This is a genomic window from Clostridium thermarum (assembly GCF_006351925.1).
GTDB lineage: Bacteria > Bacillota > Clostridia > Clostridiales > Clostridiaceae > Clostridium_AU > Clostridium_AU thermarum.
The window spans coordinates 1,841,495-1,864,713 of record NZ_CP040924.1; the positions used below are offsets into that span (position 1 = coordinate 1,841,495).

The window sequence follows — 23,219 nt, forward strand, 5'->3', positions numbered from 1 at the left end:
TCTTACTGAGGAGGATAATAATATGTTTGGAAATTTTTTTGATAAGTTAAAAAGCGGGTTATCAAAAACTAAGTCTTCATTTACGGATAAAATAAGTGAGATCCTGAATCTGACAGTATCAATAGATGATGATATGTATGATGAATTGGAAGAACTTCTTATCACTGCAGATATCGGAATAAATACCACAATGGAGATTATGGATGATCTGAAAGCAAAGATTAAGGAAAATAAGCTGAAGGATCCTACAGGAGTTAAGGATCTATTAAAAGAAGTGATTATGGAACAACTTGAAGCCAAAGAAAAGAGATCTTTGATCAATGGGCCACAAAACGTCCTATTAATCATTGGTGTCAATGGAGTTGGTAAAACTACTTCTATAGGAAAGATAGCCAATCTGTATAAAAGCAACGGTAAAAAAGTACTTTTAGCAGCAGCGGATACCTTTAGAGCAGGAGCGATAGAACAATTAGATGTATGGAGTAAACGGTCCGGAGTGGATATCATTAAGCAACAGGAGGGGGCAGACCCTGCAGCTGTGGTGTTTGATGCCATTCAAGCAGCAAAGGCAAGAAAAACAGAGCTTTTAATTTGTGATACTGCCGGAAGACTTCATAACAAAAAGAATTTAATGGATGAGCTTTCTAAGATTAATAGAGTAATAGACAGGGAATTTCCGGAAGCAAATAAGAATACCCTGCTGATACTGGATGCTACCACTGGTCAAAATGCCATAATTCAAGCTAAGCAATTCAAAGAAATATGCGGTCTTGACGGAATTATTTTGACTAAGTTAGATGGTACAGCAAAGGGCGGTGTGGTTATTGCTATTCAGAAAGAATTGAAGGTACCGGTATATTTTATAGGTGTTGGAGAAGGTGTTGATGATCTACAGGAATTTGACGCCAAGATGTTTGCGGATGCTTTATTTTAATGACTGTTAAGTAAAAATACTTGACAGGATAAATTTCCTCTGATATTATATTAAATGTTGTGGTGATTGTATGGAAAACCATGTTGAAATGTCTATGTTAATGGGGTTTTATGGAACCCTCCTAACAGAAAAACAGCAGGATATTTTATCTATGTATTACGATGAAAATTTATCTTTGGCTGAGATTTCTGAAATTACTAACACCAGCAGGCAAGCAATTCATGATATTATTAGAAGATGCCACAAGCAGCTTCTAGAGTATGAAGAAAAGCTTAAGCTTAAGGAAAATGCCATAAGGAATACTGAAGCTAAACATTCACTCTTAAACTCCATTAGGGAATTAAAAGAAAATATTTCAGACTCTGCTTGCAGAGAAAAGATAGAAGCAATTGAACAAGAAATATTAAAGTTGTTATAGGAGGGTAAACATGGCTTTTGAAGGATTAGCATCTAGACTGCAGGAAACTATTAAAAAGTTAAAAGGTAAAGGTAAGCTAACAGAAAAAGATATAAAAGAAGCCATGAGAGAGGTTAAGTTAGCTTTGTTGGAAGCTGACGTAAACTACAAGGTGGTTAAGAACTTTGTGAATACTGTCAGTGAAAAGTGTCTTGGTAATGAAGTAATGGAAAGCTTGACACCGGGACAACAGGTTATAAAAATCGTTAATGATGAATTAACCAGACTTATGGGTGGCAGTGACAGTAAGATTAACTATGCTGAACATGGCATAACTGTTATAATGTTAGTTGGTCTGCAAGGTGCAGGTAAGACCACTATGGCAGGAAAATTGGCTCTTCAAATGAGAAAAAACAATAAGAAGCCATTACTAGTTGCCTGTGATATATATAGACCTGCTGCAATAAAGCAATTACAAGTTTTGGGTAAGCAAATTGACATTCCTGTGTTTTCTATGGGGGATAAGGTCAACCCTGTTGATATTGCAAAGGGCGGACTTGAATACGCCGAAAATAATGGCAATAATGTAGTAATCATAGATACAGCTGGCCGATTGCACATAGATGATGAACTGATGGAAGAGTTGGAAAATATAAAGTCAGTTATAAGGCCAAAGGAAATTCTGCTGGTGGTTGATTCCATGGCTGGTCAGGATGCAGTAAATGTGGCAGAAGTTTTCAATAACAGACTGGACATTACTGGTGTAATATTGACTAAGCTTGATGGTGATACAAGAGGCGGTGCAGCCCTTTCCATCAGAGAAGTGGCTCAAAAGCCTATAAAGTTTGTCGGCATAGGCGAAAAGATGAGCGATTTAGAAGTCTTTTATCCTGACAGAATGGCTTCCAGGATTCTTGGTATGGGTGATGTGCTTTCACTTATAGAGAAGGCACAATCGGCTATAGACGAGAAGGCAGCTAAGGAATTAAGCGAAAGGATGATGACTCAAGAGTTCAACTTTGAGGACTTCCTTCAGGGTATGAATCAAATGAAGAAACTTGGCCCTATTAACAAGTTACTGGAGATGATGCCCGGGGTTAATGCCAAAGAACTGCAAGGCGTTGACTTTGCTAAAGGAGAAAAAGAGTTGGCTAAGGTTGAGGCGATTATTCAATCCATGACCAAAAAGGAAAGAACCCATCCTTCTCTGGTAAGCAGCTCCCCATCCCGCAAAAAGAGAATAGCGGCTGGTTCCGGAACTACCGTACAGGATGTTAATAAATTAATAAAAATGTTTGAAAACATGAAGAAGATGACAAAGCAAATGAAGGGGTTACAAAAGAATATGAAAAAAGGTCTATTCGGAAAGTTCCCTTTTATGAAATAAAAAGTGTTACAATTTGAAGGAGGTGAAATTAATGGCAGTAAAGATAAGATTAAGAAGAATGGGTGCACACAAGGCTCCATTTTATAGAGTAGTAGTTGCTGATTCTAAATCCCCAAGAGATGGAAGATTCATAGAAGAAATTGGTTACTATAATCCTCTTGTAGAACCATCTGAAATCAAGATAGATGCAGAGAAGGCAGCTAAATGGGTTAAGAATGGTGCTCAACCATCTGATATAGTTAAAAAGCTATTCGATAGAGCTGGAATTACTGAAAAACTTTCAAAGTAGTTATTAGGAGGTGAATCTGTAGCAGGTTTTACCTGGTACAGAACAGTTAATGAGAGAATTAGTTGAAGTAATAGCTAAATCCTTGGTTGACAATCCTGATATGGTGAAAGTTAATGAAATAGCAGGAGAGCAGTCAATTATTCTGGAACTGAAAGTAGCTCCGGAGGATATGGGAAAAGTAATTGGTAAACAAGGTAGAATAGCTAAGGCTATAAGGACCGTTGTTAAAGCAGCTGCTATAAAAGAAAACAAAAGGGTTTCTGTTGAAATACTGTAGTTTTTAGAGTTAGGTTATTCCTAGCTCTTTTTAATTAAGTGCTACTATAATAATATAAAAGTGGTGATAATATGAAGGATGAATTAACCATTGGTCAAATAATCAATACTCATGGGGTTAAAGGTGAGATAAAGGTACATCCTTTGACAGATGATATAAAGAGATTTAAGAAACTCAAGTATGTTTTACTGGATGGTGAGGAAAAAAAGGTAATTTGGGTTAAACTTCAAAATGATAAAGCTATTCTAAAGCTTGAAGGTATAGCGACTATGGAAGAAGCGGAAAAACTAAAGAACAAATATATAAAAGTAAAAAGAAAAGATGCAGCCAAATTACCTGAAGGAAGATACTTTGTAGTAGATATAATAGGATGCAAGGTAAGTGACACCAATGGAAAGTATATAGGTGAGGTCAAGGAAGTAATCTTTACCGGTAGTAATGATGTATATTGGGTCAAGGGAGAAAAGGACGTCTTGGTACCGGTTATAGAGTCCGTTGTGAAGGATATAGATGTGGAAAATGCTTCTATTATTATTGAGCCTGTAGAGGTATGGAATTATGAAGATTAGTATTTTAACCCTTTTTCCGGAGATGTTTGATGTCTTTAATTACAGCATTATCGGAAAAGCTCAGCAAAGGGGCTTCTTGGAGATAAATACATACAATATACGAGATTTTACTGCCGACAAGCATAGGAAGGTTGATGACTATCCTTATGGAGGTGGTGCAGGAATGGTTATGTCCGTTCAACCTATCGCAGACTGTATAAAGCACGTGAAGGCATTACATGATGGCAAGGTGATTTTTCTCGGACCAAAGGGGAAGACGTTTAATCAAGAATTAGCCAAAGAACTCTGTAAGGAAGAACACTTGATTTTCTTGTGCGGACATTACGAAGGCATAGATGAAAGAGCCTACAACTACATAGATATGGAAGTTTCTCTTGGAGATTTTGTACTAACAGGCGGTGAGGCAGCTTGTATACCGATTGTTGACAGTATAAGCAGGCTGCTACCAGGAGTTCTGTCCAATGACGAAAGCTATAAGGATGAGTCCTTCTATGAAGGGCTTCTGGAATATCCGCAATATACCAGACCTCCTGTTTTTGAAGAGAAAGGTGTCCCAGAAGTACTTTTATCCGGACATCACGAAAATATAAGAAAATGGAGAAAATACCAGTCTTTAAAAATCACTGCTGAGAGAAGACCGGACTTGTTTAGTAAATACCAATTAAGTACGGAGGAAAAGAAACTTCTTAAAAAGTTTTCTGAAGAGAAATAAAAAAGGTGAATTGAAAAGTTAACTTCCACTTTGTAGAATTAACTTCCACCGTAAAATCGATACTAGATAAGATTTTTGGTTATAAGAGTAATTTTTTGCTTATTTTAGACAAAAATGAGGTATAATTTAAGTAGCTCAAGCAGATTTCAGCTGATTTTGGGTATAGCAAACAAAGGGTGAATATTTTCCGTTTTTTTTGCAAAGGTAAATTCCACCCATTGAAAAAGTTTTAACTTAAGCGCCAGCGGTAATCCCTGCTTGAGTAGGTTAATATTTTAATAAACTCGGATTCATGATAATCTCATTTGGTTTGATGAGTTCTGAATCCAACTTTGCGAGCGTTTTAGCGCCGTAAAGGAAGCTGAATACCGAGTATGGAGACTGGTCATTCAGCTTTTTTCTTGAATAAGAATTAATGTGACTCATCATCAATGAGATATCCTTCTGTTGAAATGAGTTGAAGCTCTGGCCTTTAGGAACAATTCTCCGGATCAATTCATGGTTGTTTTCTGCAGCACCTTTCTGATATGGCGCTGAAGGGTCGCAGTAGAAGATGCGTGTTATGCGGTTTCCCTGCCTATCAAACTCGATAGCCTTTGGATTTGTAAACTCACTGCCGTTGTCAGTTAGAATGACAGGAAATAGTTTTAGAAAAGTGTCAGGCCCCAGTTCCAAATAAAGATTTTCGAAAATATCTATGACGGAACGTGAAGTGTTTGCATCCCTAATAAAAGCAAGCATAAACTGAGAATCAACGAAATGGATAGTGAGCAACACCTTACCACCTTTAGTACCTTCAACAGAATCCATTTCAACTACTGGAGTATCAGGATTTTCCTTCATGAATTCAAGAAAATCCTGATATGTGCGTCCAATTCTGTAGGACTTATCCACTTTAAAATGATTTTTAAGCTTTTTTCTTGGACGATAAACAACTTTTCTTGGAAGGTCAATATTTTTTGTGGAGAAAAGATTGTAATCAATATAGTTGTAGATTGATTTTTCACTATGCATGATAAGGTCTCTGTTATTAACGCAGATATGGTGTATAGATTGACCTCTTTGAATGAGTGGGGTTATGATTTTATCAAGACGTTTAATCTCGTCCTCAGAAATAGTTATGCCGCTTCGTGACTCAGAACGACGAAGTACATATTCATCATGGGCATAGGAAGCATTATAGATTGCTTTCTCCAGAGTACATTTTGTAAGGCTAGCACATCCATTGCACACATAAGGTGGCTTAGAGAGTAAGTGACAAGTATATGCTTTGTAATCAGAACAGAATTTTGAACAATCTGAACAAAAGCGACAGCGTCGAATTCTACAATGTGATTTCTCACATAGATATGTATGGTTGCAAGTTAAACGATGAATACAGTTGTTAAAAGGTCTACCGTAAGAACCTGTTCGCTTGTACATGATATGATTTTTAACCTCTTTGGAAATGGTTGTACAATCTCGATCAAGCTCTCGGGCTATTGCTTTGAAAGAAAGGGAGGCTTTAAGCATTATTTCAATAGAGACTCTTTCCTCTAACGTAAAGTGTTTGAATTTAGCCATAATGAAAAACTCCTTCCTTACCAAGCAAGGATTACTGTAATGACGCATATATCAATATAATAATATTTTGTATTACTAAATTCCACTCTCTATACTCTTTCATATTTGTAGAATTAAAATCCACTCTTACCACCTAGAGAGGTGGAATTTACTTTTGCAATTAAAGGAGAAATAAAAAAGTTTGAAATTGTAAATTTTTATATTGAATTAGAACTGAGAATATGATAAAATATGCTTTGTGTTAGTACGAACGGTCCTCTATCTGTAATGGGTATGAACGTTTAATAAACAAAGGAGGTATTACACAATGAATGAATTAATAAGATCAATTGAAGCAGAGCAATTAAGAAAAGACCTACCTGACTTTAATGTTGGAGACACTGTAAAGGTTCATGTTAAGGTTAAAGAAGGTAACAGAGAAAGAATTCAGGTTTTTGAAGGCACAGTTTTAAAGAGACAAAACGGTGGCTTAAGAGAAACTTTCACTGTTAGAAGAGTTGCTTATGGTGTAGGAACTGAAAGAACTTTCCCTGTACATGCTCCAGTAATCGAAAAAATTGAAGTTGTAAGAAAGGGTAAGGTAAGAAGAGCTAAGTTATTCTACCTAAGAAACAGAGTGGGTAAGTCAGCTAAGGTTAAGGAATTAATCTAAACATAATTTAAGCATTTAAAAATGGGACTTGAGAAAGTCCCATTTTTTATATAGATAACAGTATAGTAAAATGTAAAAGGGTTGATGAAAAATGAAGATAAACTGGTTTCCAGGACATATGCTAAAAACAAAGAAGGAAATAAAAGAAAACCTAAAGCTTGTAGACGTTGTTATAGAAATTAGAGATGCCAGAATTGTAAAGTCCAGCTCCAATCCGGATATCGATGAGATATGCAGTGGGAAGCCCAGAATAATACTTTTAAATAAGAGTGACCTATGTGAAGACCACGTAGTGCGCAGTTGGTGTAAAAAGTTATCCACTGAAGAAGTTAAAGCTCTTTCAGTTAACTGTGTTACAGGAAAGGGCTTAAATGAAATAAAGCCCCTTATTAACGAATTGTTAAAAGAGAAGCATGACCGTTTAAAGGCTAAAGGCCTCATGAATATCGTTACAAGGGCTATGGTAGTAGGAATACCTAATGTAGGTAAATCCTCTTTTATCAACAAGATGGCAAAAAATAATATTGCTAAGACCGGCGACAGACCGGGAGTGACAAAAAACAAGCAATGGATTAAGACTAAACTGGGGCTGGAATTGATGGATACACCAGGAGTTTTATGGCCAAAATTTGAAGACATGGAAGTAGGCTTTAATTTAGCTTTCACCGGTGCAATTAAGGATGAAGTTATGGATATGGAGGAGCTTGCAGTCCATCTTGTACGACGTTTGCAGGAAGTTGCACCTGATAGGTTAAAGGAAAGATATAAATTAACGGAACTATGTGATGAGCCGTTAGAGACCTTGAATAAAATTGCACTTAAGCGAGGTGCAATAGTATCTGGTGGGGAAGTTGACTATAATAGAATAGCTAACATCATTTTAGATGAATTCAGAGGCGGGAAAATAGGAAAGATTTGCTTGGAGCTGCCTTAGGAGATAGAGGGTAACAGTAATGATCGAAAAAGAAAGTATAAAGACAATAGCCTATAAAGATTTGCACTCATATGTAAATGCACTCTGTGTAGAAAACTATAAAGAGTTAGATACTATTAATAATATAATTAACATATTAAAAAGTGACAGTAGAAAAAATGTTGTAAGTTTAGGGTTAAGGCTTGAAAACCGAGTAAACAAATTTACAAAAGAGATAGACCGTGTTAAGGCCATGTATGAATTTGATAGGAGTTTTGGAGTCTATGAATATGTTGCTGGGGTTGATGAAGTTGGCAGAGGCCCGCTAGCCGGCCCTATTGTGGCAGCAGCCATCATGCTGAATTATGATGCACTAAAGAATGATTCCATGATATTAGGACTTAATGACTCCAAGAAGATCTCTCCGGAGAAGAGAGAAGCACTGTTTAGTATAATAACTGAAAAGGCTGCTCATTATAAAATAGTATTGCTAGACAATAATGCCATAGACGCGAAAGGCATAGGGGTGTGCAACCATGAGGTCTTTCTCCAAGCATGCCAGGGACTTGAGGTTAAGCCAGAATTGGTCCTCTCAGATGGGTATCCCATAAGGGGATACTCCGGCAACAATATGGCAGTAATTAAGGGTGACAGTAAGAGTGCTGCCATTGCCGCAGCGTCCATTATTGCAAAGGTCTATAGGGATAGGCTCATGAAGGAATACAGCAAGGTCTATCCACAGTATGGCTTTGATAAAAATGCTGGTTATGGCACTCAGGAACATATAGATGCAATTAAGAAATATGGAATAACCCCAATTCACAGAAAGAGTTTTTTAAAGGCGCTTATTGAATAAAAGCGCCCTCTATATGATTTATGCTATAGGAATCGTTTTTGTAGTTTAGAACCACCTCTACAACGTCATATCGCACATTATAATTCAAAAGCTTCTCTGAATAAATAAAAATCAGAGAGGCTTTTATAATACGTTTCTTTTTCTTTATGTCTATGCACTGACCGGGTGTGCCGAAATTATTGTTATATCTTGTTTTTACCTCTACAAAGCAAAGTATGTCCTTGAGTTTGAGGATTAAGTCGATTTCTCCTTGCTTTGTTCTATAATTTTTTCTTAACAAAGTATAGCCCTCATTTAGGAAATGCTTAAGAGCAAGATCTTCACCATAAATCCCTATATCTATACTATTAATCAAAGCCCTTCACCATCCTATATTACATCTCCCTTTATAAACTGACGGTAACTAATGGCTTCAATCACATGGGAGGATGTGATATCCTTGCTATTCTCCAAATCAGCTATGGTACGGCTGATTTTTAATACTTTATTGTAAATTCTCATGCTGAAAGGGAATTTATTAAAATATCTATTAAGGATATCTTCAGCTGCGGAGTCTATAGTACAGTACTTTCTTATGTGTCTGCCGGACATATCCCCGTTGCAATTCAGTTTTTCCATAGCAAATCTTTTCCTTTGGATCTGTCTTGCAGCTTCTACCCTTTTCCTAATGCTTTCGGAAGATTCTTCTTTGGTGGTTGAAGTCATCTCATTAAAATTATGGGCATATGCAAAGCTAAACATATCAATGCGGTCAAGAAAAGGACCGGATAACTTGTTCAAATATTTTATCCTCTCGTGATCGCTGCAAGTGCATTCTCTTACCTTGCTCAAGTAATAGCCGCAAGGACAGGGATTTAGAGAAGCAACCAACATAAAATCAGCTGGATAGACTACAGAGCCCGTGCAACGGCTTATTGTTATTTGTTTGCTTTCCAGTGGTTCCCTTAATACTTCCAATACGGTTTTATTGAACTCCAACAGTTCATCCAGAAACAGAATACCGTGATGACTAAGTGTAATTTCACCCGGCATTAGCTGGCTTCCACCGCCTATTAAGGCGGTTTTGGTTGCAGTATGATGGGGAGCTCTATAGGGGCGGTTAACGATCAAACCTTCATTGGGATGAAGCTTTCCGGTTATACTGTAGATCTTTGTAACATCGAGAGACTCCTCATATGTTAGACTTGGGAGAATAGTTGGAATTCTTGAGGCTAGCATAGATTTACCACAGCCTGGGGGGCCAAACATTATAATATTATGACCACCTGCACAAGCAATCTCCAGTGCACGTTTTGTAGCGTTTTGTCCCACAACCTCTGAAAAATCCATATTACTCTCTTTTTTGCGGTTGACACAGTTATTTTTATAGGGCAGCATATCTCGATGCTTAAGATAGCTGGTTACTTGATTCAATGTATCAAAGGGATATATTTCAGCTTTTTCAATGAGAGAACACTCAAGGGCATTGTCAGTGGGTACGATAAATTTCACCAAATTATTTCTAATGCCTTCAATGACAATGGGAAGTGCCCCTCTAATGCTTGTGATATCACCGTTTAGAGATAACTCTCCAACAATTATAAAATTATTGATTCCTTCAGAATTAATTTGGTCTGTTGCGGCCAAAATGCCTATTGCAATAGGCAAATCAAGCAGGGAACCAACCTTTTTTATGTCAGCAGGCGCCAAATTTACTGTAATTTTTCCTAATGGAAAATCATAGCCTGAATTAATAATAGCAGAACGTACTCTCTCTTTAGATTCTCGAACAGCTGTATCTGCTAAGCCCACTATATTAAAGGCGGGCAAGCCCCTGGATATCTCTACCTCTACGTTAATTATTATTCCTTGTAACCCATTATAAGTTGAACTATAAATACTAATTGCCAAATTTTATCACCTCCTTTGTAATCTTTGACTTGTTTATTTAATTTAATTCAAATGAATAAAGGTTTTTAAGATGGAAATACTGAACTAATAAAAATGATTGGTGATGATGTGATGGATTTGTATGATCTCTGGTTTAGTTCGGCTAAATTACCCAATGAGATAAAAAGACAATTAATGGAGGCTTTTAACAGTACAGAGGACCTATGGTTAGCTATAAATGAATATGATAATGTGAAGGATTACTCTGTATTAAAAGCACTTAAATTGGCTATGAACACAGAAAAGTTAAAGCGAACAAATGAACTGATAGAGAAAAACGGTATACAGACTATAACAATTAAATCTGAAAATTACCCCATAATGTTGAAAAATTATGAGGATTCACCTTTTGTACTTTACTACCTGGGGGATATAGAAAAATTAAATCAGTATAAAACTGTTTCAATTGTAGGATCAAGACTATGTACTATCTATGGTAGAGATGTGGCCGATAATATATCCTCAGAGCTTGCAAAATACAAGGTTAATATCGTCAGTGGTCTTGCTAAGGGCATAGATTCCATAGCCCATTGGGGGGCCATTAATAACGGTGGGTTTACAACAGCAGTACTAGGTTGTGGCCTAGATAAAATTTATCCTGCAGAAAATAGAAGACTGTTTTATGAAATTAAAGAAAAGGGGTGCATTATCTCAGAGTTTGTACCAGGCACGCCTCCTTTTGCATATAATTTCCCAATTAGAAATAGAATTATTAGTGGTATGAGTGACCTTATAATAGTTGTTGAGGCTGCTGAAAAGAGCGGTTCGCTGATTACTGCTTCCAGGGCTTTAGATCAAGGTAAGCTTGTAATGGCAGTACCGGGGTCCGTTTTCTCCGACAAGAGTAAGGAAACCAATAGGCTCATAAAGGATGGTGCATTTATATTTACCGGAATAGAGTCCATACTAGATTTAATTGGACTACAATATAATGAAAAGTGTAAAGGGAGAAATGCGGCTTTGGACAACAAAGATATGAGGTTGGTATATGACCTTCTATCAGATACACCTATGCATGTTGACGATATAGTTCGAATAACTAATATTGACATTTCATTATTATATGAGTTATTATTGGAAATGCAACTTGAAGATAATATAAAATGTATTGCAGGCAACTTCTATGTTAAGGTAAATAAGGAGTTTTAATAAGATTTAGTATAAAGGGGGTGTTTCTTCAGCACTTGAGCTGAAGGATTTGTATGGGACAAAAACTAGTTATTGTAGAGTCACCGGCGAAGGCGAAAACCATTAAGAAATACCTGGGCTCCAATTTTATAGTGGAAGCATCAATGGGACATATCAGAGACCTACCTAAGAGTCAGCTAGGTGTGGATGTAGAAAATGGCTACAATCCTAAATATATAACTATTCGTGGAAAAGGTGATTTGCTTGATAAACTAAAAAAGGCAGCTAAAAAGAGTGAGCAGATTTATCTGGCAACGGACCCTGATAGAGAAGGAGAGGCCATATCTTGGCACTTGGCTAAGGCATTAGATATTCAATCAGACACACCCTGCAGAATAGAGTTTAACGAAATCACTAAAAATGCGGTTAAGAACGCCATAAAAAATCCAAGAAAGATAAATGAAGGCTTAGTGGATGCGCAACAAGCAAGACGTATCCTAGACAGATTAGTGGGCTATGAAATAAGTCCTATCTTATGGAAGAAAGTTAAGTGGGGATTAAGTGCGGGTAGAGTACAGTCTGTGGCTTTAAAACTGATCTGTGATAGAGAAGAAGAGATTTTGAACTTTGTTCCGAAGGAATTTTGGACAATAGAAAGTGAACTGAAAAAGAAAAAAGATAAACAAAATTTTAAAGTTAAGTTGTCGGGCTACATGGGAAAAAAGATTGAAATCGATAATGGAGAGCAGTGCAACAGAATTATAAGTGAACTTGAGCAAAATGAATTTAAAGTGAAGCTAGTGAAAAAAGGTAGCAAACTGAAAAATCCATTGCCACCTTTTACAACTAGTACACTCCAGCAGGATGCCAACAGAAAATTAAACTTTTCTACAAAGAAAACTATGTCTTTGGCTCAACAACTATATGAAGGTGTTGAAATCAAAGGCAAGGGCTCAGTTGGTCTCATAACATATATGCGTACGGATTCGGTGAGAATATCGGAAGAGGCGCAAAAGAATGCTGCTGACTTTATCCTAAGCTCCTATGGCAGTGAGTATTTACCAAAGACTCCGAGAATTTATAAAGGAAAGAAAAGTGCTCAGGATGCCCATGAAGCAATTAGACCAACCTATACCGAGCTAACTCCTGCTGAATTAAAGGAAAGTCTAGCTCCAGATATGCTTAAGTTATACACGCTTATATGGAATCGATTTATTGCAAGTCAAATGGCATCTTGCATACTGAACACTACTTCTGTAGAAATTGTCAATGGAGATTACCTCTTCAAGGCTAGTGGTTCAAAGGTTAAGTTTGACGGCTTTATGAAGGTATATGAATATACTAACGAAGAAGAGGAAAACAGCATAAATGTACCGGAACTTGAAGAGGGAGAAGTGCTTGAAAAGAAGAAAATAGATGGTATTCAACATTTTACTCAACCACCTTCAAGATTTAATGAAGCTTCTCTTGTAAAGATGCTAGAGGAGAATGGTATAGGAAGACCAAGTACCTATGCTCCCATAATTACCACAATCTTAGAGAGGAAGTATGTTGAGAGAGATAAGAAGAGTCTTGTACCTACGGGGCTTGGAAAGATTGTTAACACTATTATGTGTGAATATTTTAAGGGAATTGTGGATGTGGATTTTACTGCAGAGCTGGAGAATAGGTTAGATAATATAGAAGATGGCAAAGAAAAATGGCAGAAGATTGTTGACGATTTCTATATCCCTTTAAAGGAGAGTATTGAAATTGCAGAAAAAGAAATTAATAAGATAACCATTGAGGATAAAGTAAGTGATATTGCCTGCGATAAATGTGGAAGAATGATGGTTATTAAACAAGGAAGATTCGGAGAATTTCTTGCCTGTCCTGGTTATCCAGAATGTAAAAATACAAAAGCTATTGTTGAGGAACTGAATGTTTCCTGCCCTAAATGCGGTGGTAAGGTAGTAGTTAAAAGAAGTAAAAAAGGAAAGAAGTTTTTTGGCTGTGAAAACTATCCCAACTGTGATTTTGTCAGTTGGTTTGAACCTACAGATAAAAAATGCGAAAAATGCGGTAGTCTTGTAGTTGTTAAATATAGTAAAGCAAAGGGAAACTACTTCGTTTGCTCAAATCCGGAATGTAAACATGAAGTTGAAAAGTAAGTATAGGTATTTATAAAAGCTTCTTAGATCTCAATATAGATTGCACAAATCTGATGATATTCTAGAGTTTCAATATATTCTAAGCAATTAGAATATTTTTGAATTTAAGTTAATAGATCAGAGTTGTGCAATTTATTTTGTTCAATGTTTTTAAAGCAATAAGGATGCAAAACTACAATTATAGATATTGCTTAGCTTTTATCTTATTATAATAACCATTAAAATGAGAAGAAAATAGTAAAAATCAGTAGTAAAATGTCAAAGTTTGAAAAATAATATATTGAAATGAAAACTTTGTTATGATATTATAATTGAGGTGACGATAAACAATTCTGAAATTTTGAAATTTTTAAACAATTACAACAAAAGAGAAATCACTATATTAATAGGAGGTAACATAATGTCTACATTATTAGAAAAAACAAGAAAGTTAAATAAAATACTTCAGAAAACTGGAGCGGAGCCAGTAGTATTTAGTGACATATGCAAGTTACTAAGCGATGTATTAGCATGTAATGTATACATTGTTAGCAGAAAAGGAAAAATACTTGGCTATAATTTTTCAGGTGGTTTTGAGTGCGATATAGTAAAAGACAAGGTGCTAAGTGAAATGAGATTTCCTGAAGCTTACAATTCTAAGCTGATGAATGCTCAAGAAACTTTAGCAAACCTACATAATCAAGGATTGTGTGTATTTGGTGAAGATGGCAACTGTGAATTGGACAATAAGATAACTACCATAGTACCCATAATGGGAAATAGGGAGCGTCTTGGGACCTTACTGCTTGCAAGGTTTGGAGAACATTTTACCGATGATGATTTAGTGCTTGTAGAGTACAGTGCCACAATTGTAGGAATGGAAATACTAAGGGCTAAAAGTGATGAGATGGAAGAGGAAGTAAGAAAAAAAGCAATTGTGCAATTAGCCATTGGAACACTATCCTATTCAGAATTAGAAGCTGTAGAGCATATATTTAATGAACTAGATGGTAACGAAGGTCTGCTGGTGGCCTCAAAGATTGCGGATAAAGTAGGAATTACACGGTCAGTAATAGTAAACGCCTTGAGAAAGTTTGAGAGCGCAGGGGTTATAGAATCTAGATCCTTAGGTATGAAAGGGACTCACATTAAGATTCTGAATGATAAGTTATTGGATGAATTGAAAAAGATAAAGTAGATAATGTAGAAAAAAAATTGGAATTTATTAAAAAAGTTATTGAAGGACACAAATCCTTATGTTATACTACTGAAGTGAGAAAATACACACATCGTCCAATTTATAAAAGGGTGCCGAAAGGTGTTTTATAAAAATGAGGATGATGGAGGTAAAACCAAGGAGGTATAAAAATGTCAGTTATTTCAATGAAACAACTATTAGAAGCTGGTGTACATTTTGGACACCAAACAAGAAGATGGAACCCAAAGATGGCTCCATATATCTTTACCGAAAGAAATGGTATCTATATAATCGATTTACAGAAAACTGTAAAGAAGATTGAAGAGGCTTATGAGTTTGTTAAGAGCATATCTGCAGAAGGAAAAGATATTCTTTTTGTAGGAACTAAGAAGCAAGCTCAAGAAGCTATCGAGGAAGAAGCAGTAAGATGCGGTATGCACTATGTAAAAAATAGATGGTTAGGCGGTATGCTAACTAACTTCAAAACAATTAAGACTAGAATTTCAAAGCTTGAAGAACTTCGTAAGATGGAAGAGGACGGAACTTTTGAAGTTCTTCCAAAGAAAGAAGTAATCAAACTTAAGCATGAGGAAAAAGAACTTGAAAAGAACTTAGGCGGAATTCAGAAGATGAGTGACAGCAACATAGGTGCTCTATTTGTTGTAGACCCAAGAAAAGAAAGAAATGCAATTTCCGAGGCTAAAATTTTAGGTATACCTGTTGTTGCAATTGTTGATACTAATTGTGATCCGGATGAAGTAGATTATGTAATACCAGGTAATGATGATGCGATAAGAGCGGTTAAGCTAATAACAGCAAAGATTGCTGATGCTATTATTGAAGGACGTCAAGGAGAACAACTAGCTGAGTAATTTTATTAGAGGTAGGTGGAGTAGTACTCCATTTACCTTTTAAATTAACTTTAATAGGAGGAATAATTACATGATTACTGCACAAGCTGTTAAAGAATTAAGAGAGAGAACTGGAGCCGGAATGATGGATTGTAAAAAGGCTCTAAGCGAAACTAATGGCGATATGGAAAAAGCTATAGAGTTTTTAAGAGAAAAGGGATTAGCTGCTGCTGCTAAGAAAGCTGGAAGAGTAGCTGCAGAAGGAATAGTTGATACATATGTATCAGACGATTTAAAGAACGCTGGTATAGTTGAATTTAACTGCGAAACTGACTTTGTTGCTGCTAATGAAGACTTCACTACATTGGCAAAGAATTTAGCTAAGCAGGCTTCAACTTCAAATGCTAGTTCAGTAGAACAGTTTGTAGAAGAACAATACATAGCTGATAACAGTGTTACAGTAAAGGATGCTGTTACAGCATTAATAGCAAAGCTTGGAGAAAATATGACTGTAAGAAGAATTGCAAAGTTCTCCGTAGAAAAGGGCTTAATTCAAAGTTACATACACGGTGGCGGAAGAATCGCTGTTTTAGTTGAACTTGGTTGCGACGTAGTTAACGACGTTGTTAAAGAAGTTGCAAAGGATATTGCAATGCAAGTTGCTGCTGCTAATCCACTATACTTAGACAGAGATTCCGTTGATAAAGAAGCAATTGAAAAAGAAAAGGAAATTTACAGAGTTCAAGCTTTAAACGAAGGTAAACCAGAAAAAATAGTTGAAAAGATGGTTGAAGGAAGAGTACAGAAGTACTACAAGGAAGTTTGCTTGGTAGAACAAGTATGGGTAAAGAATCCTGACTATACTATTACAAAATATCTTCAAGAAAAATCAAAGGAAGTTGGATCTCCAATAACAGTAAACAGATATGTTAGATTTGAAAGAGGAGAAGGAATCGAGAAGAAGGAAGAAAACTTTGCTGAAGAAGTACAAAAACAAATGCAGCAGGTTAAATAAAAAAAGGAACACTGCGTGTTCCTTTTTTTAAGGTATTTAACTTTAATTTGGAGGTGTAGACATGGACTCAAAATATAAAAGAATAATGCTAAAGCTATCAGGTGAGGCTCTAGCTGGCCCGCAAGGTTATGGCATAGATTTTGATGTGACAACAAGAATTGCAAAAGAAATAAAAGAGTTAGTTGACATGGGCATAGAGGTTGGAGCTGTAGTAGGTGGCGGCAATATATGGAGAGGAAGAAGCGGTGAAGGAATGGACAGAACTACCGCTGACTATATGGGAATGCTGGCTACTTGCATCAACGCTATGGCTTTACAGGATTCTTTAGAAAATTTGGGAGTTATGACAAGAGTCCAAACTGCCATTGAAATGAAGGAAGTGGCTGAACCATACATTAGAAGAAGAGCTATGAGACACCTGGAAAAGGGAAGAGTTGTAATATTTGCGGCAGGTACCGGTAATCCATACTTTTCTACGGACACAACAGCGGCACTTCGTGCAGCTGAAATCGAAGCAGAAGTTATACTTTTGGCTAAAAAAGTTGACGGTGTGTATGATAAGGATCCGCATAAATATGCTGATGCCGTTAAATTTGACAAACTTACTTATATTGAGGTATTAGAAAAGGGTCTGCAGGTAATGGATTCAACTGCTACTTCATTATGCATGGACAATAATATTCCTATCTTAGTTTTTGCATTGGATGAGCCTGGCAATATTAAGAGAGCTGTCTGTGGAGAAAAAATTGGTACTATTGTATCAAGAGAATAGAGGAGGTTTATTATGGTAAAGGAAATTTTGAAAAAGGCTGAAGAGAAGATGGCTAAGACCCTTAGCGTATTAAAGTCAGACTTAGCTACTATGAAAGCTGGCAGAGCTAATCCTACTATACTTGATAGGATTGAAGTAGAGTACTATGGAAGTATGGTTGGAATTAATCAAGTAGCCAACGTATCCGCTCCGGAGCCAAGATTAATTCTTATTCAGCCATGGGAAAAGAGTTCTCTAAAAGCCATTGAAAAAGCTATTTTAAAATCAGACTTGGGCCTAAATCCAACTAATGACGGTACAGTTATAAGACTTCTGATTCCTGAATTAACAGAAGAAACAAGAAGGAATTTGGTTAAACAGGTTAAAAAGTTAGGTGAAGATGCTAAGGTTGCTATCAGATCTATTAGACGTGACGCTAACGATAAGATTAAGGCGTTAAAAAAGGACGGTACTCTGTCTGAAGATGAGATGAAGAAGTATGAAGAGGAAGTTCAGAAAAAGACTGACAACTGCATAAAAGAAGTAGATAAAATAGTAGAAGCCAAAGAGAAAGAAATAATGTCAATTTAAAACCTGCATTATGCAGGTTTTATTTGTATTTTATATCAAATGACACCATCAGTGATAAGGATGTGCTGAGTATGTTTTTTTTATTTAAGAAAAAGAAAAAGAGTAGCAGAGTAAGTATTGATAAAGAGATGCCGAAACACATTGCTATCATTATGGATGGTAATGGAAGATGGGCTAAGGAAAAAAATCTGCCACGTGCAATGGGACACAAGGCGGGAGTAGAAACCATAAGAGAAGTGGTAAAGGAGTGCAATAGGCTAGGTATTAAGTACTTGACCCTTTATGCCTTTTCTACAGAAAATTGGGTAAGACCCCAGGAAGAAATTAACTCACTTATGAAATTGCTTGTTGAATATCTAAAAAATGAAATTGAAGAATTACATAAGAATAACGTAGTGGTAAACCATATAGGAGATATATCAAAACTTCCTCAAAAATGCCAAACGGAGCTTATAAATGCATATAATAAGACAAAAAATAATACTGGGGTAATTATGAATCTCGCTCTTAATTATGGGGGGCGGGATGAAATAGTGCACGCTGTGAAAAAACTTTTAAAAGATTACGAAAAAGGTAACATAAAATTTACGGACATAAATGAGAAGTCCTTCAGTAACTACCTTTATACCGCTGGCATTCCTGATCCTGACCTTATCATTAGGCCGAGCGGTGAAAAGAGAGTTAGCAACTTCTTACTTTGGCAGTGCGCGTACTCTGAATTTTGGTATGCTAACATATATTGGCCGGATTTCACTGTTGAGGACTTGCACAAAGCAATAGAAGATTATCAAAAAAGGGATAGAAGATTTGGTGGTGTAAAGTAATAGGTAGGGGGAAGAGCAAATGAATAATAGATACGTGGGTGCCCTTCTAATTTCGCCCTTTATAATTATTATTTACTTAGGTGGGTACTATTTAGCAGGCTTTACAATGGTTTTAGCTTTATTAGGAATGCACGAATTCCTTAATGCAGTGAAAAAAAGTGGATCTAAACCTTTTTCTTTCATATGTTATGCTGCAGCCGTAGTATACTATGCTTTATTAATATTGAATAGAAACTCAAATCATATTGATGCCTTCTTAATAATGTTGACATTAGTATTATTATGTATACCTGTTATAAATACAAAATATAATTTTATCGATGCTGCAATAAGTCTTTTGTGTGTATTATATGTGGCTGTGTTTTTTAGTTTTATACCATTGATCAACTTGAAACCATATGGTAATATACTGGTATGGTTAGTATTTATAACATCCTGGAGCTGTGATACAACTGCATATTATTTCGGGCGTTTTTTTGGGAAAACTAAGCTTTGCCCAAGGGTTAGTCCTAAAAAGACTATAGAAGGTTCCTTGGGTGGAATTCTTGGAAGTACATTAATAACATTTGCATTTGGATATATGGTGGAGATTAATTATAACATCATGCCAATTGCTAACTATGCTGTTATCGGTATATTGTGTGGTATCATATCACAGTTTGGGGATCTAGTAGCTTCTTCTATTAAGAGATATGTAGATATCAAGGATTATAGCAAGCTTATACCTGGCCATGGTGGCATTTTAGATAGGTTTGATAGTATTATGTATTCTTCTGTTGTAATCTTTTATTATCTTACCATTGTAGTAAAAATATAGCTATTTATAAGAGGAATGTAGTATAATTCTAGATGTGATATATACTGCTTCCTTTTTATTTTTCATGGGTTTGGACTTTAGTTGGAATATAATTATTGCTTAATTTATTATAAATATATATTATAGATAATATATAATAATGTAAGTTACACATAATTTTGAGGTGGTAAAGTGAAGAACATAACATTATTGGGAGCAACGGGTTCAATTGGTACGCAAACTTTAGATATACTAAGAAAAGAAAAGAATAGATATAAACTTACTGCTGCTTCTGCACATAAAAATTACGAAGCTATGCGAAAAATAATTGATGAATTTGAACCGGCTTACGTTGTTATGACAGATGAAGAAAGCTGTAATAAACTAAGGGTTTACTGCAAGTTACATAATATAAAGGTTAAAGTTCTTATGGGGATGGAAGGACTGATAGAAATATCTTCACTTCCCCAGGTGAATGTGGTGGTTACTGCCCTTGTTGGAATGGTTGGTATTTTACCGACTTTAAAGGCCATTGAGGGTGGGAAGGATATAGCTCTTGCCAACAAAGAAACACTGGTAGCTGCCGGCGAGCTAGTTATGAATAAGGCAAAAGAGAATAAAGTTAATATATTTCCCGTAGACTCGGAGCATAGTGCTATATTTCAATGTCTCCAGGGAAATTCAGAAAAGAGTATCAACAAAATCATACTCACAGCCTCCGGTGGACCTTTTAGGGGGAAAAAATTTGAAGAGTTGAAGTTCATGCCAAAGGAAGCAGCCTTAAAGCATCCAAAGTGGAATATGGGGCACAAGATTTCCATAGATTCAGCTACCTTAATGAATAAGGGTCTGGAAGTTATCGAAGCTCATTGGCTGTTTTCTCAACCCTATGAAAAAATCATGCCTATAATTCATCCTGAAAGCATAGTTCACTCTGCCATAGAATATATTGATGGCAGCGTAATTGCTCAAATGGGTAATGCTGACATGCGTCTACCGATACAATATGCTCTAAATTATCCTGAAAGAGCTAATATGGTAGTGGAACCCTTGGACTTAATAAAGGTTGGAAAACTCACCTTTGAAGAACCGGATTATAATAATTTTCCCTGTCTAAGCTTAGCTTTTGAAGCTGGTAAATGCGGTAAACTGATGCCAGCAATAATGAACTGTGCAAACGAAGCAGCGGTAGATTTATACCTAAAGGACATGATAAACTTTGGTGATATATATTATACAATAAAAGAATGTATGGAAAAGTTTGATTACTGTCAGGAAGTGACATTGGAGAATATTATACAGACAGAGCAACAAGTTAGGGAATACATCAATAAGAAGTTTCTATAGGAGGTATGCAAGTGTATATATTATTAGCGATTTTGGCTTTTAGCATTTTGATTATAGGTCATGAATTTGGACATTTTATCGTTGCTAAATTAAATAACGTAAAAGTAGAGGAATTTTCGCTTGGAATGGGACCAAAGATTTTTGGTATAAAGGGTAAGGAGACAGAATATCTTATAAAGGCCTTACCTATTGGAGGATATGTTAAAATGTTAGGGGAGGAAGATAAAAGCGATGATCCCAGAGCTTTTTCAAATAAATCTTCCTTAAGAAAATTGAGTATTGTCTCTGCCGGCCCAATCATGAACATTTTGATTGCAATTTTATTATTTGGAATTACGGGATATGCTAGGGGAGTTGTAACTACAGAAATAAAATCCGTTTTAAATGATTCTCCAGCACAAAAGGCAGGTATAATGGCAGATGATAAAATTCTGACCATTAACAACAAGAAGATTAATACCTGGGATGAAATTTCTACTGAAATTATCAATAATGGTAGTAAAGAGCTGATAGTTGAAGTTCAAAGGGGAAAGGACATTATAAGTTTTAATATGGTTCCAGTACTAAATGAGGAAACAAAAAACTATATGATCGGTATAGAGCCGAAGACAAAGAAACCTAGCCTTGGACAAAGTATTTCTTATGGTTTTAATGAAACTGTAACTATGACAAAAGAAACCTTTAAATTCTTTGGAACCCTATTCCAAGGTAAAGCTAAAGCTAGCGACTTTGGGGGACCAATAACTATAATTAAAGTATCAACCAGTGCTGCAAAGGCCGGAATAACGTCACTATTATTCTTAACAGCATATTTGAGCATACAACTAGCCATATTTAACGTCCTTCCGTTTCCTGCTCTGGATGGAGGATGGATATTCTTATTCCTTTTCGAGATTATTACAAGAAAGAAAGTTGATGATAAGAAGGTTGCGGTAGTTAATTATATCGGTTTTATTTTTCTAATGCTTTTAATGGTGTTGGTTCTTTTAAAGGATATTTTCTACCCGATCAATTTTTAGGAGATGAACTTAATGAGTAGAAGAAATACTATAAAGATAAAGGTTGGCAATATTTATGTTGGAGGAGATTCTCCGATAACTGTTCAGTCTATGACTAATACTGATACAAGAAATGTCAGCGCAACTGTAGAACAAATTAGACAATTGCAGATTGCTGGCTGTGATATTATAAGATGTGCAGTACCGGATGTGGAAGCAAGCGAGGCCATAAAAGAAATTGTAAAGCAAATAAGTATACCACTGGTGGCAGATATACATTTTGATTATCGTCTGGCCCTTAATTCTATTAAGAACGGAGTATCTGCCTTACGTATTAATCCAGGAAATATAGGAAGTATAGAAAGGGTAAAGCTGGTGGCCGAACATGCTAAAGACAAAGGAATACCAATAAGGATTGGCGTAAACAGTGGTTCCCTTGAAAAAGAACTGCTTGCCAAGTATGGAAGGGTTTGTCCTGAAGCTTTGGTGGAAAGTGCATTAAAGCATGTTGATATACTGGAAAAAGTTAATTTTAACGATATTGTTATTTCTATAAAGTCATCAGATGTGCTTCAAATGATTGAAAGTTACAGATTAATATCTCAGAAGGTGGATTATCCTCTACATATAGGTGTAACAGAAGCCGGTACTACATGGCGGGGAACTATTAAATCCAGTGTAGGTATTGGAACACTGCTGGCGGAAGGAATTGGTGATACTATAAGGGTTTCTTTAACAGATGAGCCTGTTCAGGAAATTAGAGTAGGAAGAGAAATATTAAAATCTCTCGGACTGATAAAGTCAGGTATGACCTTTGTTTCCTGCCCTACCTGTGGAAGAACTCAGATCAATCTCATCAAGCTAGCTCAAACCATAGAGGAAAAGTTGAATGAGCTAGATAAAGACATTAAGGTAGCAGTAATGGGATGCGTAGTGAATGGACCCGGTGAAGCTCGGGAAGCTGATATAGGAGTAGCAGGAGGTAATGGAGAGGGTCTTATCTTTAAAAAAGGTGAAATTATTAAAAAGGTAAAGGAAGAAGAAATTGTTGAGGCATTGATGGAAGAAATTAATAAGATGTAGTAATTTAAAACATAAGCTACATTGTTTAAG

The 23,219-nt window shown here is 36.0% G+C and carries 25 protein-coding genes; 22 read left to right on the plus strand and 3 right to left on the minus strand.

All coding sequences use genetic code 11. The features are described from left to right. Positions 1 to 22: 22 nt before the first annotated feature. The 7 genes from ftsY to trmD all read left to right on the plus strand — a co-directional run bounded on the left by ftsY (position 23) and on the right by trmD (position 4,565). Positions 23 to 934 carry a signal recognition particle-docking protein FtsY gene (gene ftsY / locus FHY60_RS08370; RefSeq protein ID WP_139904538.1) on the plus strand — a complete coding sequence of 304 codons (912 nt, stop codon included), beginning with the start codon at positions 23 to 25 and terminating at the stop codon, positions 932 to 934. A 70-nt stretch (positions 935 to 1,004) separates the two neighbouring features. Further along, a complete protein-coding gene (locus FHY60_RS08375; protein WP_139904539.1) occupies positions 1,005 to 1,352 on the plus strand; it encodes a putative DNA-binding protein in 348 nt (115 codons plus the stop codon). 10 nt (positions 1,353 to 1,362) lie between these two features. Next, complete coding sequence (gene ffh / locus FHY60_RS08380) at positions 1,363 to 2,718, plus strand: signal recognition particle protein (RefSeq protein ID WP_139904540.1); 1,356 nt, start codon at positions 1,363 to 1,365, stop codon at positions 2,716 to 2,718. A gap of 31 nt (positions 2,719 to 2,749) precedes the next feature. Next, positions 2,750 to 3,007, plus strand: coding sequence for a 30S ribosomal protein S16 (gene rpsP / locus FHY60_RS08385; RefSeq protein WP_139904541.1), 258 nt, complete (start codon positions 2,750 to 2,752; stop codon positions 3,005 to 3,007). A 49-nt stretch (positions 3,008 to 3,056) separates the two neighbouring features. Then, entirely contained in the window at positions 3,057 to 3,284 is a 228-nt protein-coding gene (locus FHY60_RS08390; RefSeq protein WP_139904542.1) for a KH domain-containing protein, read from the plus strand. A 71-nt stretch (positions 3,285 to 3,355) separates the two neighbouring features. After that, positions 3,356 to 3,853, plus strand: a complete 498-nt coding sequence (gene rimM / locus FHY60_RS08395; RefSeq protein WP_139904543.1) for a ribosome maturation factor RimM — start codon at positions 3,356 to 3,358, stop codon at positions 3,851 to 3,853. Continuing rightward, entirely contained in the window at positions 3,843 to 4,565 is a 723-nt protein-coding gene (gene trmD, locus FHY60_RS08400) for a tRNA (guanosine(37)-N1)-methyltransferase TrmD (protein WP_139904544.1), read from the plus strand. Before rimM ends, trmD begins: the two co-directional genes overlap by 11 nt. 267 nt (positions 4,566 to 4,832) lie before the next feature. Here the strand turns inward: trmD and FHY60_RS08405 are convergent, their stop codons facing one another. Continuing rightward, positions 4,833 to 6,128 (minus strand): IS30 family transposase, encoded by a 1,296-nt coding sequence (locus tag FHY60_RS08405; RefSeq protein WP_139904066.1) that lies wholly within the window; start codon positions 6,126 to 6,128, stop codon positions 4,833 to 4,835. 307 nt (positions 6,129 to 6,435) lie between these two features. On the opposite strand from FHY60_RS08405, the gene rplS reads away from it, so the two are divergent. The 3 genes from rplS to FHY60_RS08420 all read left to right on the plus strand — a co-directional run bounded on the left by rplS (position 6,436) and on the right by FHY60_RS08420 (position 8,549). Beyond that, the gene (gene rplS / locus FHY60_RS08410; protein WP_139904545.1) at positions 6,436 to 6,780 is read left to right on the plus strand and encodes a 50S ribosomal protein L19; all 345 of its coding nucleotides are present in this window, start codon (positions 6,436 to 6,438) and stop codon (positions 6,778 to 6,780) included. 91 nt (positions 6,781 to 6,871) lie between these two features. Then, positions 6,872 to 7,714 (plus strand): ribosome biogenesis GTPase YlqF, encoded by an 843-nt coding sequence (gene ylqF, locus FHY60_RS08415; RefSeq protein WP_139904546.1) that lies wholly within the window; start codon positions 6,872 to 6,874, stop codon positions 7,712 to 7,714. Positions 7,715 to 7,733: 19 nt separating this feature from the next. After that, on the plus strand, positions 7,734 to 8,549 hold the full coding sequence (locus tag FHY60_RS08420) for a ribonuclease HII (protein WP_139904547.1): 816 nt from the start codon (positions 7,734 to 7,736) through the stop codon (positions 8,547 to 8,549). On the opposite strand, the gene FHY60_RS08425 is transcribed toward FHY60_RS08420, so the two are convergent. Further along, entirely contained in the window at positions 8,539 to 8,904 is a 366-nt protein-coding gene (locus FHY60_RS08425) for a YraN family protein (RefSeq protein WP_139904548.1), read from the minus strand. The genes FHY60_RS08420 and FHY60_RS08425 overlap by 11 nt on opposite strands. A gap of 14 nt (positions 8,905 to 8,918) precedes the next feature. Further along, the gene (locus tag FHY60_RS08430; RefSeq protein WP_139904549.1) at positions 8,919 to 10,439 is read right to left on the minus strand and encodes a YifB family Mg chelatase-like AAA ATPase; all 1,521 of its coding nucleotides are present in this window, start codon (positions 10,437 to 10,439) and stop codon (positions 8,919 to 8,921) included. A 93-nt stretch (positions 10,440 to 10,532) separates the two neighbouring features. Between FHY60_RS08430 and dprA the strand changes: the two genes are divergently transcribed. The 12 genes from dprA to ispG all read left to right on the plus strand — a co-directional run bounded on the left by dprA (position 10,533) and on the right by ispG (position 23,189). Next, positions 10,533 to 11,627, plus strand: coding sequence for a DNA-processing protein DprA (gene dprA / locus FHY60_RS08435; RefSeq protein ID WP_243122257.1), 1,095 nt, complete (start codon positions 10,533 to 10,535; stop codon positions 11,625 to 11,627). A gap of 53 nt (positions 11,628 to 11,680) precedes the next feature. Further along, positions 11,681 to 13,756: a type I DNA topoisomerase gene (gene topA / locus FHY60_RS08440; RefSeq protein WP_139904551.1), complete on the plus strand. Its 2,076-nt coding sequence runs from the start codon at positions 11,681 to 11,683 to the stop codon at positions 13,754 to 13,756. A 400-nt stretch (positions 13,757 to 14,156) separates the two neighbouring features. Further along, positions 14,157 to 14,933, plus strand: a complete 777-nt coding sequence (gene codY, locus FHY60_RS08445; RefSeq protein ID WP_139904552.1) for a GTP-sensing pleiotropic transcriptional regulator CodY — start codon at positions 14,157 to 14,159, stop codon at positions 14,931 to 14,933. Positions 14,934 to 15,103: 170 nt separating this feature from the next. Beyond that, complete coding sequence (gene rpsB / locus FHY60_RS08450; RefSeq protein WP_139904553.1) at positions 15,104 to 15,805, plus strand: 30S ribosomal protein S2; 702 nt, start codon at positions 15,104 to 15,106, stop codon at positions 15,803 to 15,805. A 70-nt stretch (positions 15,806 to 15,875) separates the two neighbouring features. Then, positions 15,876 to 16,799, plus strand: a complete 924-nt coding sequence (gene tsf / locus FHY60_RS08455) for a translation elongation factor Ts (RefSeq protein WP_139904554.1) — start codon at positions 15,876 to 15,878, stop codon at positions 16,797 to 16,799. 61 nt (positions 16,800 to 16,860) lie between these two features. Next, complete coding sequence (gene pyrH, locus FHY60_RS08460; RefSeq protein WP_139904555.1) at positions 16,861 to 17,571, plus strand: UMP kinase; 711 nt, start codon at positions 16,861 to 16,863, stop codon at positions 17,569 to 17,571. Between the two features lie 12 nt (positions 17,572 to 17,583). Beyond that, on the plus strand, positions 17,584 to 18,141 hold the full coding sequence (frr, locus tag FHY60_RS08465) for a ribosome recycling factor (protein WP_139904556.1): 558 nt from the start codon (positions 17,584 to 17,586) through the stop codon (positions 18,139 to 18,141). Between the two features lie 71 nt (positions 18,142 to 18,212). Continuing rightward, positions 18,213 to 18,965 (plus strand): isoprenyl transferase, encoded by a 753-nt coding sequence (locus tag FHY60_RS08470; RefSeq protein WP_139904557.1) that lies wholly within the window; start codon positions 18,213 to 18,215, stop codon positions 18,963 to 18,965. 19 nt (positions 18,966 to 18,984) lie between these two features. Beyond that, complete coding sequence (locus FHY60_RS08475; RefSeq protein WP_139904558.1) at positions 18,985 to 19,782, plus strand: phosphatidate cytidylyltransferase; 798 nt, start codon at positions 18,985 to 18,987, stop codon at positions 19,780 to 19,782. A 171-nt stretch (positions 19,783 to 19,953) separates the two neighbouring features. After that, on the plus strand, positions 19,954 to 21,108 hold the full coding sequence (dxr, locus tag FHY60_RS08480) for a 1-deoxy-D-xylulose-5-phosphate reductoisomerase (protein ID WP_139904559.1): 1,155 nt from the start codon (positions 19,954 to 19,956) through the stop codon (positions 21,106 to 21,108). A gap of 5 nt (positions 21,109 to 21,113) precedes the next feature. Further along, positions 21,114 to 22,127, plus strand: coding sequence for an RIP metalloprotease RseP (gene rseP / locus FHY60_RS08485; protein WP_180375493.1), 1,014 nt, complete (start codon positions 21,114 to 21,116; stop codon positions 22,125 to 22,127). A 12-nt stretch (positions 22,128 to 22,139) separates the two neighbouring features. Then, positions 22,140 to 23,189, plus strand: a complete 1,050-nt coding sequence (ispG, locus tag FHY60_RS08490; protein WP_139904561.1) for a flavodoxin-dependent (E)-4-hydroxy-3-methylbut-2-enyl-diphosphate synthase — start codon at positions 22,140 to 22,142, stop codon at positions 23,187 to 23,189. Positions 23,190 to 23,219 lie beyond the last annotated feature (30 nt).

Bases quoted from the DNA above. Each gene is read 5' to 3' on its own strand.
- ftsY (WP_139904538.1), top strand. From the start codon at position 23: ATGTTTGGAAATTTTTTTGATAAGTTAAAAAGCGGGTTATCAAAAACT.
- FHY60_RS08375 (WP_139904539.1), top strand. From the start codon at position 1,005: ATGGAAAACCATGTTGAAATGTCTATGTTAATGGGGTTTTATGGAACC.
- ffh (WP_139904540.1), top strand. From the start codon at position 1,363: ATGGCTTTTGAAGGATTAGCATCTAGACTGCAGGAAACTATTAAAAAG.
- rpsP (WP_139904541.1), top strand. From the start codon at position 2,750: ATGGCAGTAAAGATAAGATTAAGAAGAATGGGTGCACACAAGGCTCCA.
- FHY60_RS08390 (WP_139904542.1), top strand. From the start codon at position 3,057: ATGAGAGAATTAGTTGAAGTAATAGCTAAATCCTTGGTTGACAATCCT.
- rimM (WP_139904543.1), top strand. From the start codon at position 3,356: ATGAAGGATGAATTAACCATTGGTCAAATAATCAATACTCATGGGGTT.
- trmD (WP_139904544.1), top strand. From the start codon at position 3,843: ATGAAGATTAGTATTTTAACCCTTTTTCCGGAGATGTTTGATGTCTTT.
- FHY60_RS08405 (WP_139904066.1), bottom strand. From the start codon at position 6,128: ATGGCTAAATTCAAACACTTTACGTTAGAGGAAAGAGTCTCTATTGAA.
- rplS (WP_139904545.1), top strand. From the start codon at position 6,436: ATGAATGAATTAATAAGATCAATTGAAGCAGAGCAATTAAGAAAAGAC.
- ylqF (WP_139904546.1), top strand. From the start codon at position 6,872: ATGAAGATAAACTGGTTTCCAGGACATATGCTAAAAACAAAGAAGGAA.
- FHY60_RS08420 (WP_139904547.1), top strand. From the start codon at position 7,734: ATGATCGAAAAAGAAAGTATAAAGACAATAGCCTATAAAGATTTGCAC.
- dprA (WP_243122257.1), top strand. From the start codon at position 10,533: ATGATTGGTGATGATGTGATGGATTTGTATGATCTCTGGTTTAGTTCG.
- topA (WP_139904551.1), top strand. From the start codon at position 11,681: ATGGGACAAAAACTAGTTATTGTAGAGTCACCGGCGAAGGCGAAAACC.
- codY (WP_139904552.1), top strand. From the start codon at position 14,157: ATGTCTACATTATTAGAAAAAACAAGAAAGTTAAATAAAATACTTCAG.
- rpsB (WP_139904553.1), top strand. From the start codon at position 15,104: ATGTCAGTTATTTCAATGAAACAACTATTAGAAGCTGGTGTACATTTT.
- tsf (WP_139904554.1), top strand. From the start codon at position 15,876: ATGATTACTGCACAAGCTGTTAAAGAATTAAGAGAGAGAACTGGAGCC.
- pyrH (WP_139904555.1), top strand. From the start codon at position 16,861: ATGGACTCAAAATATAAAAGAATAATGCTAAAGCTATCAGGTGAGGCT.
- frr (WP_139904556.1), top strand. From the start codon at position 17,584: ATGGTAAAGGAAATTTTGAAAAAGGCTGAAGAGAAGATGGCTAAGACC.
- FHY60_RS08470 (WP_139904557.1), top strand. From the start codon at position 18,213: ATGTTTTTTTTATTTAAGAAAAAGAAAAAGAGTAGCAGAGTAAGTATT.
- FHY60_RS08475 (WP_139904558.1), top strand. From the start codon at position 18,985: ATGAATAATAGATACGTGGGTGCCCTTCTAATTTCGCCCTTTATAATT.
- rseP (WP_180375493.1), top strand. From the start codon at position 21,114: ATGCAAGTGTATATATTATTAGCGATTTTGGCTTTTAGCATTTTGATT.
- ispG (WP_139904561.1), top strand. From the start codon at position 22,140: ATGAGTAGAAGAAATACTATAAAGATAAAGGTTGGCAATATTTATGTT.